General features: G+C 61.2%; 9 protein-coding genes. 6 read left to right on the forward strand and 3 right to left on the reverse strand.

The window, feature by feature from the left end:
• Nucleotides 1–3 precede the first annotated feature (3 nt).
• The 3 genes from NKI38_RS26805 (at nucleotide 4) to NKI38_RS26815 (ending at nucleotide 5,288) form a co-directional block, all read left to right on the forward strand.
• A complete protein-coding gene (locus NKI38_RS26805; RefSeq protein ID WP_352662942.1) occupies nucleotides 4–2,442 on the forward strand; it encodes a serine/threonine-protein kinase in 2,439 nt (812 codons plus the stop codon).
• A gap of 108 nt (nucleotides 2,443–2,550) precedes the next feature.
• Nucleotides 2,551–2,961, forward strand: coding sequence for a DUF1036 domain-containing protein (locus NKI38_RS26810; RefSeq protein ID WP_352662944.1), 411 nt, complete (start codon nucleotides 2,551–2,553; stop codon nucleotides 2,959–2,961).
• Entirely contained in the window at nucleotides 2,958–5,288 is a 2,331-nt protein-coding gene (locus NKI38_RS26815; RefSeq protein WP_352662947.1) for a M23 family metallopeptidase, read from the forward strand. The genes NKI38_RS26810 and NKI38_RS26815 overlap by 4 nt, the downstream gene beginning before the upstream one ends.
• A gap of 168 nt (nucleotides 5,289–5,456) precedes the next feature.
• Here NKI38_RS26815 and NKI38_RS26820 read toward each other — a convergent pair whose 3' ends face one another.
• The gene (locus NKI38_RS26820) at nucleotides 5,457–5,993 is read right to left on the reverse strand and encodes an OmpA family protein (protein ID WP_352662950.1); all 537 of its coding nucleotides are present in this window, start codon (nucleotides 5,991–5,993) and stop codon (nucleotides 5,457–5,459) included.
• Between the two features lie 192 nt (nucleotides 5,994–6,185).
• On the opposite strand from NKI38_RS26820, the gene NKI38_RS26825 reads away from it, so the two are divergent.
• Nucleotides 6,186–6,764, forward strand: coding sequence for a DUF6931 family protein (locus tag NKI38_RS26825; protein WP_352662953.1), 579 nt, complete (start codon nucleotides 6,186–6,188; stop codon nucleotides 6,762–6,764).
• Nucleotides 6,765–6,811: 47 nt separating this feature from the next.
• Here the strand turns inward: NKI38_RS26825 and NKI38_RS26830 are convergent, their stop codons facing one another.
• Both NKI38_RS26830 and NKI38_RS26835 read right to left on the reverse strand, forming a co-directional pair.
• A complete protein-coding gene (locus NKI38_RS26830; protein ID WP_352662956.1) occupies nucleotides 6,812–8,056 on the reverse strand; it encodes a caspase family protein in 1,245 nt (414 codons plus the stop codon).
• 19 nt (nucleotides 8,057–8,075) lie between these two features.
• Complete coding sequence (locus tag NKI38_RS26835) at nucleotides 8,076–9,185, reverse strand: OmpA family protein (RefSeq protein ID WP_352662959.1); 1,110 nt, start codon at nucleotides 9,183–9,185, stop codon at nucleotides 8,076–8,078.
• A 242-nt stretch (nucleotides 9,186–9,427) separates the two neighbouring features.
• On the opposite strand from NKI38_RS26835, the gene NKI38_RS26840 reads away from it, so the two are divergent.
• Nucleotides 9,428–9,982, forward strand: a complete 555-nt coding sequence (locus NKI38_RS26840; RefSeq protein WP_352662962.1) for a helix-turn-helix domain-containing protein — start codon at nucleotides 9,428–9,430, stop codon at nucleotides 9,980–9,982.
• Nucleotides 9,955–10,548 carry a hypothetical protein gene (locus NKI38_RS26845; protein WP_352662965.1) on the forward strand — a complete coding sequence of 198 codons (594 nt, stop codon included), beginning with the start codon at nucleotides 9,955–9,957 and terminating at the stop codon, nucleotides 10,546–10,548. The genes NKI38_RS26840 and NKI38_RS26845 overlap by 28 nt, the downstream gene beginning before the upstream one ends.
• The last annotated feature ends 256 nt before the right edge of the window (nucleotides 10,549–10,804 follow it).

Genomic DNA, 10,804 nt, shown 5'->3' on the forward strand with positions numbered 1-10,804 from the left:
CTGATGGGCGCCGACGATAAGACGCGAATATCGGGCGGCATGGCCAACACCGCCGTAGGCACGCAACTCAGCGGCATCTACGAGCTCGACGAGCGGATCGCATTCGGTGGCATGGGCGAGGTCTACCGTGGCCATAATATCCAGACCGGTGACCATGTCGCGATCAAGATCGTCTTGCCCGAGTTCGCCCGTGACCAGACGATCTTGTCGCTGTTCCGCAAGGAGGCATTGATCCTCAATCACCTGTCGCATGACGCGGTCGTGCGGTACCACGTCTTCACGATCGATCCCGGGATCGGCCGTCCCTACCTTGCCATGGAATTCGTCGACGGCGAGTCGCTGTTCGACATCATGCGACGTGGCGCGATGCCGACGGCAGATGTGCGCAAGCTCTGCCACCGCCTCGCGTCCGGCCTGAGCGCCGTGCACCAGGCGGGAGCGATACACCGCGACCTCTCCCCGGATAACATCATCCTGCCGGGAGGCCGGGTCGACCGCGCGAAGATCATCGATTTCGGTATCGCCCGGTCGGCGAGCGTGGGCGGTGAGACCCTGATCGGCGGAAAGTTCGCGGGAAAATACAACTACGTTTCACCCGAACAGCTCGGGCTCTACAGCGGCGACGTCAGTGAGCAATCCGACATCTACAGCCTGGGGCTGGTGCTGGTTGCCGCTTTGCGCGGCAAGCCGATCGACATGAGCGGATCGCAATTCGAGGTCATCGAAAAGCGCCGGACCGTGCCTGATCTTTCCGACATCGACGATGATTTTCGTGACATCGTTGAATCCATGCTGCAGCCGGATCCGCAGGACCGACCGGTCAGCATGGCGGAAATCGCCAGGATGACGCGTGACGACAACGAGGGGACAACGCCGCCGACGTCCATCACACCCCGCGATCGGCCGGCTTTGCCGCGAACTAGGGAAACCTTTGCGCCGGAGACCAAGACCCAGGCGCGGCCAACCAATGTCGAGAGGCACGACGCCGCAATCGCAACGGGTCCAGGTGGACAGCCCTTCGTCCAGCACGTGCGGCCCGCGCATTTATCCGAACGGCTGCCTCCGGCGCCCGCCGGCCTGCCGCGCGCGGTCACGGCGCATGTGCCTGGAAAATCCACAAAGACCCGAACCATGGCGATCGCTGCCTTGGCGACGCTGACTGTCGCCTCCGGCGCGGGTCTTTATCTAGGCGGCTTCATGACGCCTGCGACGCCGACGGCCGGCAAGACATCGCTTTCCGGACGGGAGTCATCAAAGCCCGCGCCAGAGCTGTCAAAGCCGCCCCCGGCGGACCCTGCCGCGAACGCCCCCGAGCCGGCAAAGGCCGTTCCGCCCGCGGAGCCGGAGGCTGGCGCACCGCCGGCTGAAAATCAGCAAGATGCGGCGACAGCTCAAAAGCCGCAGCCGGCCAAGCCCGCCGAAGTCCCCTCGCCGATCGAGACACCCCCGAAGCCAGCTACAACGGATGTGCAGCCGCCGCCCGAAAAGGCATCACCGGCAATCCAGCCGGATGCGACGGCCAGCGACAGCCAAACGTCGGCGGCACCACCTGTCACGAGCGCTCCAGCGCCGCCAGCCACCGAGAGCGTCTCGACGCCGCCGGCCAAGCCAGAGGTTGTCGAGAGCCAAAAGCCCGAGCCACAGACCAGCCAGCCGGCACCGCCCAAGGCGACCACGCCGGCGCGGGAACCCACCGCAAGCCAGACGAACGCCGAGAGTCAAAAAGCTGTGTCACCGGAAGCCAAACAGCCCGACCAGTCTGTCGTCGCGTTGAACGTGCCCAAACCAGGGGTTCCCGCGGCCGTCGACGACATCGCGCAACGGGTCTCCTGGGTTCGCGACTTCGGCGGCGGCGACTGTTTCTATGCGACCATGACGTCGGCAACCGACAAGGCCACCGCGATCGAAGGATTTGGAACTGCGGTCCAGCCATTCGAGCGCATGCTGGGCGATTTCCAGGCAAAATTCCATATCGAGCCGGACATCAGCGTCCGCCTCATCGAGCCAAGCCAATGCGAAGTCACCAATTTTCTGCGCTTTCTGGGGCAGACCGCCGCCGACAAGCCGCAGCTTGTTCTCGATCGGACGTCGGTGCCGAACGGTACGCCGATCAGCGGCACGCTGGTGACGCGCGGCGGGCTCGTTTCCAGCGTGCTGCTGATCGATCACAAAGGCATGGTGTTCAATCTCGACGAGCGCATCGTCGTAGAACCGGGCAAGGCCACTTTCAGCATCCCGATTGGTCTCGGCGCGGCCGACATAGCCGCCGGAAAGGCCGTGCCGCAGATCATAATGGTGATCACGGGGTCCCATGATATTCAGGCGGCCGCGTTCTCCACGCCGACGCCCGCCGCGGTGCTGCTCCCCAAAATTCTTGAAGAAATCGAGACCGATGGGTCTCGGTTCTCGGCCACCGCCCAGTATTTCCGGCTCGGCGGATAGCATGGGCGCCCGATGGAACTCCGCCGCTCGCGTTTGCCCCGTTCATCTGCCCACCTGCCCATAGAGCAGCATGATCCGCTTCGAGCCCTGTTTACCCTGAGAGGCCGCATGAGGCTTGCATGCATGGCGGGCGCCGCGCTGCTGGCCATGCTGTCATCCAGCGAAGCACGCGCCGAATTCACGGTCTGCAATCAGACACTCGACGTCGTCAACCTCGCCGTCGGCCAGAAGGTCGACAATGCGGACCAGACCGATGGCTGGTGGACCATCGGCGCCAATCAATGCGTGAACGTCATCCGCGAGGAACTGACGAACCGCTACATCTACATCTATGCCACGGACGTGTTCGGTCATGCGATCCTCACCGGATCGACAGAAATGTGCATCGAGCGGCGACGTTTCTCGATACGCGGCATCGATGAATGCTGGCAGCGCGGCCATATTGCGACGCGATTTCTCGAAGTCGATACGCTCGAACAAATCCGCTGGACCTTCTTCCTGACCGGAAGCAATCCGTGACGCACAATATCGACACGAGCTTCAGGCAGAAAAAGCAGGCGCGCGCCGCCCTTCGCAGGCGCACGCTATGGCGCAGGCTTATCGCCGGCCTCGCGGTGGTTCTCCTGCTTTCGATCGCCGCCGGTTTCTACCTCACCGCGGACTATTGGTCGTTCGGCGACGAAGACGAGGAGTTGCACGCGGTCGAAGGCGCGGACGATGTGCCGGCCGATGCATCCGTCTATGTGCCGGCCATCATCGACCTTGCCGGGGATCCGCTGTGGATCACGCTGGCGCCCGATGCCGGCGCCGCAACGAAAGGCCGAACGATGCCGCGCCCGGCGGAACTCGATCAGGCCGGCGTTTCTCCCCAAATCGAAATTCTGTCCGACGTCATGCTTAGCGCCAGCGAAAAATTCATGACGACGATACCGTCGACGCAGGAGGATTTCGCATTCTTCCAGGCGCAGAGAAAGACCGCTGCCGCGCCATCCGGCGATCTGCAGAACGATCTTGAGCCATCGCCCACCGCAGAGGAACCCGCGGCAGTTCCGGACCAGAAGGCGGACGACGATGATCCCGAAGCCGGCTGGGGCGAGACAATCGATGCGGGCGACGCAGCCCTTCCCGCATTCCAGAAGACCCAGATCGAAAACAACACCAGCGTCGCGGTCGTCACGAATGATTATCAGCGGTTCGAGGCGACCGAGGACACGTTCGTGAAGATCCTCAACGACCGCAGCCTGGACAGTGTTGTGCTTGATGCGCATTTCTCCGCCGATGATGCCAAGCTGGCAGGCGAGGCCCTGAAGACACTTTTCAATCGGGACAGTCTGGAACCGGGTTATGTCGTTGCCATGCGCGGTTTCAGGCCGAGCCGCGGGACGACCACGATGTCCCTCATGCAGGTTTCGATCTACGCCAGGAACGTGTTTGTCGGCACGCTAACGCGCAACGCCGCCGGCGCGTTCGTGTCGGGAGTCGATCCCTGGGTCCGCGAAGACCTGTTCAATTATTCGGGCGCACAGGCGGAAGGCACGCACAAAAGGCAATATCGTCTGCTCGACGCGATCTACTCGACGGCGGCCCGCAACAATGTCCCGACCGGTGTGATCGGCGAAGCGATCATGTATCTCTCGAGAGGACAGGACCTGGACGCCTTTGCAAGCGAGGACCAGCGCCTCGTGCTGATCTATTCGCAAACGCCGCGCGGCAAGGACGAGGGTGCCGGGCGGGTGCTGTATGTGGGCGTCCAGGGCACCGAAAAAAACCTCGATTGTTTCGTCTTCCAGCAGAGCGACGGCCAGTTTGCTTGCGTCACCGGTGACGATCAGGTTCGCTCGCTGACGGTGACCAACGGCATGGTCACGCCGGTCAACGGCGTCATGACTTCGACCTTCGGGCCACGCAAGCATCCAATCCTCGGGATCGTTCGCCTCCACAAGGGCGTCGACTGGGCGGCTCCGGTGGGCACGCCGATCGCAGCGGCCTTCGATGGCGAGATCAGCTTCCAGGGTGATGGAGGCGGCTATGGCAATCTGGTGAAGATTTCACACGGAAACGGACGCGAGACGCGCTATGCGCATATGCAGAAATTTGCAATCGAGGCTGGTGTCGGCACCAAGGTGAAAGCCGGCAATATCATTGGCTACATCGGCACCACCGGCCTTTCGACCGGGCCACACCTGCATTTCGAACTATATCAAAATGGCGTGGCCATAGACCCCTTGGGCACGGTTACCGCGATCGCTTCGGACGATTCCGCTGTCGAAACGCTCACCGACCGCATCGTTCATGTCGAAAGTGGCGGCAGCGCTCGCGCCAAGAACCCGAATTCTTCAGCGACCGGCGCCGGCCAGTTCATAACGAAAACCTGGATCAGGATGATGAACACGTACCGCCCGGAACTTGCGCGCTCGCTGTCGACCGCCGACCTGCTCGCCCTGCGCTACGACGCCACGATCTCGCGTGAGATGGTGCGCAATCTGGCGCGCGAAGGCGAGGCCTATCTTCGGGCGCGCGGTCACCAGATCACGGCCGGACGGCTGTATCTCTGTCATTTCTTGGGAATGGAAGGCGCGCATCAGGTGCTGTCGGCGACAGGTTCGGCGCAACTGAGCGCCGTGCTGGGTTCGGCCGTCATCCAGGCCAACCCGTTTCTCACCGGCAAGACAGCCAGCTATGTGGCGGACTGGGCAGAGAGGAAAATGGGCCAAAAGCTGAGCCGCGTGGCCACCGACGCCAGCCCGCAGACAACAACCACGGAGATCCGCCAGACATCGCCGGAGTTCGAAAAATACAAACAGGCCGTCACGGCCCTCATAGGCTCGATTCAGAATACGCTTTGAACCTGGCCGCGAGTGTTTCAGACTGTTGATGTTCCCCATCCCGATATCACCGGGATGGAACGGGCTTTAGAGCGGTTCACCGTTTCACGGAGACGACGAACCGCTCGCTCTCTTTGTTTTAACGCAATTCCGGACGGAAAACCGTTTCACACGTTTCCTGGAACTGCCCTATTGCGTCTTTATCCGCATTTCCACGCGGCGGTTCATAGGATCGTACGGGTTTGAGCTGCGCGGATTTTTTTCGCCCATGCCGATCGCATTGATGCGCGCGGTCTCAATGCCGCTGGCTGTCAGGAAGGTCGCCACCGATTGCGCTCGTCGTTGCGACAGGCCTTCGTTGTAATGCACGGTGCCGGTGGCGTCGGTGTAGCCTTCGACGACGAAGTTGAACGTGCGCAGCCGATTGTCCTTTAGGGCCTTAGCGAATTCGGTGAGTTCAGCGCGCGCAGTCGTGTCGAGCTCGGCCGAATCCAGCCCGAAATTGACCAGCATGTCGAGGCTGGATTTTCCTGCTGGCGCGTCATTTGCCTTGGTCTTGCTTTTGCACTCCTCCTCGGAGCCGACACAAATTCCTCGCGACTTGCCGAGATCGGCCGCACCGGCAAAAAACTTCACAATGTCTTCTGATTTCTGAACAGGGTCGGCGGAAGCGTGGGTCGAGCAAAACACGACCGCCAACACAAAAGCTGAACTGCTCCACTGCATAGCGGCTCCTCCTGTTTGAGCAATCCGATTTTGATCATCACGATCATACCAAATTCCAAGGCGACTGTCTGTCGACAAAACACCTGGGGTACGACAATGCCGAGAGTTGTCGGCGCGTCACAGGATGAGACTTGACCCGCGCCGCGCGTGAGGCTTGAGTGGCCAAAGCTCCTCGATGAAAGCGTGGCGGTCATGGCCAATGGGCTCCGGTTCAAAACGGCACGGGATCTTTTCATGGCCTGTCCCGCTGTTGGCCGGGACATGAGAGCCCTTCCAACCGACCAGCGCTCGATCGAGTTCTGCCGCGACCTCCTCGCCGGGCGTGTTCCCGAGGAAGCGATTACATTTTGTGCCTACCTGCTTCCCGAGCGGGCCGCGGTCTGGTGGGCTCATGAATGCCTGAGCCACCTGACCGACCTGTTCGATCAGAACGATCACGAGTTGCTCGCGCTTGTCCGCGACTGGGTGGGTGAACCGGACAGCCCGCATCATCGGGCAGCAGTCAGTGCGGCCGCGGCGACACAGCCAACGACGCCGGTCGGCTGGATTGTCCTGGCCGCGGGATGGCGTGACAATGGTTCGGCCAGGGCCGCGACGATGGTATCGGCCCTGCAACCATTTCCTGCCGCCCATGCGGTCAATGCCGGGATTCTGACCGGACTGGCACGTGTCGCGCTCGCCGACAGGTTTGCCGTTCTTTCGGCCTTTGTCGAAATGGGCATCCAGATGGCCGAGATCGAGGCGCTGCGCCAATCAGCGGATGCGTATTAAAGCATTCACCCCGGCACAAATTGGATGGATGCCATCAATGCCCTGCCTTACTTGCAGCCACCTTGAGCCCATTTGGCCAGCGCCACCTTGAAGCGTGTTCCAAGCGGATGCTGCAAGCGCAAAACAGAGACATCGTTGGAGGCGAAATTTTTCGCCTGTTCGCACAGCCGGGTCTCGTTCCACTGATGGCAGCCATCGCAGTGCTTGCCTTCCCATACCGACTTGTCGAGCCCCTCCACCGGACTGAAGCGTGGCTTGCCCTTGATGAGCTCGGCAATGCTCTTGCCGTCGATTTCCGGATCGCCAAAATCGATGGGGTGGTCGAAAAAGATGGGGTCGTCCGAGGCAAGCTTCGGGATCTTTTGACGAAGCACATTGAGTGCGAGTTGGGCGTCGTCACCGGAGCCGGCCGGATTTGCCGTGGCGTTGCGCCCATCCGAGCCACCTTCCGGTTGCGGAGCGCTCGCCTCGCCGACGATCAGCGGCGCGTTGAGATCGATCTTGTGCAGGACGACCTCGGTGGTCAGCGAGACATTGGTCCAGGGGCGCTGTTTGCCGGCGGTTGCCTTGAAGACATCGGCGGTAACGCGGTTCATCGCTTCGGTGATGGAAACATTCGTTTCGCCCATATGCGCGAGCAGCGCCGAAGCAAACGGCGAATGTTCGCCCGACCCGTCATAGGCGACCTGATCAGGACTGGTGGCGAACACGACAAGCGTCCCCGCGCCACCATTCTCGATTGGAATTTCGGCAAGGCCGCTCCTTGCTTCCTTGACGCCGGCGGTCTTTGCCAACACATCGGCAAGCGGATTGTCACGGCAGGCGTCGAGGAAAATCAGCCTTATGCTGGTCTCGCGTGACATCTGCCGCAAGATGAAATCCACGGGTACCGCCTCGAAGTCGAGCGAGGTCTCGTCCTCAAGTGCTGCATCGACCGGAAGAAGGTAGTTGCTGCCTGAAACCTGCAACCCATGGCCGGCATAGAAGAACAGGGCGATGTCGGCGCCGCGAACCTGCTTGGCGAACTGCGCAATCGTCGTCTGGGTCTGCAATTTGGTCAGGTCGAAGCCGGAAACGACTTCAAAGTCCAGGTTCTTCAGGCGTTCGGCCATGGCCTGGGCGTCGCGTACCGGATTGGTCAGCGCCGGGGCATGCTGATACCTGGAGTTGCCAAGGACCAACGCGACATGGCGTTCGGCATTGGCGGCCGACAAAGTCAAAAGCAATGCCAGTGCTGCAAGCCCGATGCCGCGCATAAGGCCACCACAACGGGCGATCAGATCGAAACCCACCGGGACAACGGACCCTTCCTCAGTTGACGAGCTTGGTAGCGGAAAACTCGATCCGCCGATTGAGTGCCTTGTTCTTTGGCGTGTCGTTGGCGGCAACCGGCCGCTCCTCGCCGTAGCCGGTCGCGGCGATCTGCGTGCGAGGAATGCCGGCGGCAACAATGGCCTCGGCAACCGCCTCGGCCCTCCGCTCCGACAAGCGCTTGTTCTCGACAGGCGACCCATCGGAATCGGTATGTCCGGAAACCTCGACCTTCAGGCCCGGGCACTTGCCAACGACACCGACGACCTCCGCAAGTAGCGGGCGGCTTTGGGTATCGAGCCGCGCGCTCGCCGTTCGAAAGTAGATAGCCCCAGTTCGGGAGAGCACCGCAAACCGGTTGAGGCACTCCTCGTCGCTGAAGTTCGTCTTCGCGGCATCGGTGGCGACGGGTCCGACGTCGGCGGTCTTCGCCGCAACAGGCTGGACAGCAGCCGGCTTGCTGCCGTCGGCGGTGAACACGAAATCGAACGACACCGATGCGGTCGGAACAATGTTGGTCACATTGGCCGCCTGCTGGAGTTTGTCGACATTCGGCAACAGCCCGAAGTCCTCCACATGCACGGCGACAGGGGCCTCCGAAGCGACCGACACCATGTTGTCGCTGATCATGGTCACCACGACGTTTGCCTCGAGGTCCTTGTCGACTCCGTGCAGGTTGAGACGAAACGGAAGCACAGTCTTCACACGTCGCTTGGTCGCCAGGTCGGCAAACGCCGCGGGATCCACCTTCGCGGTTAGTTCGGCGGTCGGAAACTTGAATGTCTCGAAGAACAGGAACCGCATGCGGACATTGCGAAGATCGACCCCCGTATCGACCGAATTGAGATCGAAGGTGACTTTGGCATCGCCCGCCGTAGTAAGGCTGCCGGAAATGTTCCTGATCTTGTTGGTTTCGACGATCGTGTTCTTCTTGACCGACTGATAGGTGAGCACCGACGCGGTGGGATCGAGCGTCCAGTTCGCCTGTGCGTTCGCGGTTCCCAGTCCGGGCAAGAGCAACACGGACAGCGCAACGATCAAGCCAAGCGTGTTTATGGTGAGCCAGCGTCTCGACCGTGTTTTCCACCAGAACCCGACGACTTCGAACATGGAACCCCCTGCCCGCGACAACAGACTTCCGTATCGACATCACACCATGCGGTGCGGCCAGAGAGCATAGAACACTTGTTCTCGCTTGGCGAGCATCTCCGCTGACCGTTGTCGGTAGCACGCGATATGTCCGGTTTAGGTAGCACACGATCTGTCCGGTAAGTCTCGACCTTTTAAACGGGGTCAGGATGCGCCGGTCGGAAGCCAATCAAGGTGTGCGAATGATCAAGTTCCGAGACGTATTGAGCCGCTATGAGGCTTTGGAGTTCAACCAGATGGAGGCTGCGCAGTTGCTGGGTCTGAGCGAGCGAACCTTCCGGCGCTGGTGCGGCCGGTATGAAGAGGCTGGGGAGGCCGGCTTGTTGGACCGGCGTCTTGGCAAGGCGTCTGGCAAACGGGTTCCGCTGGACCGGGAGTTTGAGGTCGAGACCCTCTACCGGACGCGCTACAGCGGGTTCACGGCCAAGCATTTCCACGAACTTGTGGTGCGCGATCATCGGTTCAGCTGGAGTTACACCTGGACGAAGGCGTTCCTGCATTCGAAAGGCCTTTTGACCAAGGCATCCAGGCGTGGAGCACACCGGCGCAAGCGGCCGCGCCGACCCTTGCCGGGGATGATGCTGCATCAGGATGGCTCGCGCCACATCTGGCTCGGCGGCCAACCGGCGCTCGACCTCATCGTCACGATGGACGATGCGACGAACACCATCTATTCGGGCTTTCTGACCGAGAAGAAGGGACGGCTTCGACGTTTCGGGCTTTGGAGGAGGTGTTTGGCGGCCATGGTCTGGCGTTGAGCCTCTATACGGATCGAGGCAGCCACTATTTCCATACGCCGCAGGCTGGTGGAAAAATCGACCGGACAAAGCTGACCCAGGTCGGTCGCGCGTTGGCCCACCTTGGCGTCGAGCATATCGCGGCCTATTCGCCGCAGGCACGCGGTCGTTCGGAGCGGGTTTTCCAAACCTTGCAAGACCGGCTGACGAAAGAGCTGGCGTTGGCCGGGATCGCCACCATAGAGGAGGCCAACAGCTTTCTGCGCGACGTTTATATTCCGGCCCACAACAAGCGCTTCGCCGTCAAGCCCGAACAGGAAGGCTCAGCCTTCGTCGCCATTCCCGGCGTCGATCTGGGCGAGATCCTGTGCATTCAGGAGGAGCGCCAGGTCGGCAACGACAATTGCGTCTCGTTCAATCGGCTGAAGCTGCAAATTCCCGAAAGCCCGCTACGGCCCCATTTCGTCAAGGCGACAGTCAAGGTGCGCCGCTATCAGGACGGCGCCTATGCAATCTTCCACGGGCCTCGCTGTCTGGGCCGCTACGACCACAATGGAATAGCCCTACAGACACAAAAAGCCGCTTGAACCCGCTCGGCGGCCAGAAGAACAAAACCAGAAGCAGCGGACAACTCGTGTGCTACCTAAACCGGACAACTTAATTCGCTATCGACAGCATCTCCGCTGACCGTGTGGTGGTGCGGCCCAGGTGATGTGAATTTCAGATCTGTGACAATCGCCGGAGCCATCAGCTAGAAGGCGATCTTCAGTCCGAGCTTGGCGCCGATGGTGGAACTGTCTGAAGACGCCTTGCCACGGACTTCGCCGTTGACGGTGGTCGAGT

The organism is Mesorhizobium sp. M0621 (assembly GCF_040320745.1).
GTDB lineage: Bacteria > Pseudomonadota > Alphaproteobacteria > Rhizobiales > Rhizobiaceae > Mesorhizobium.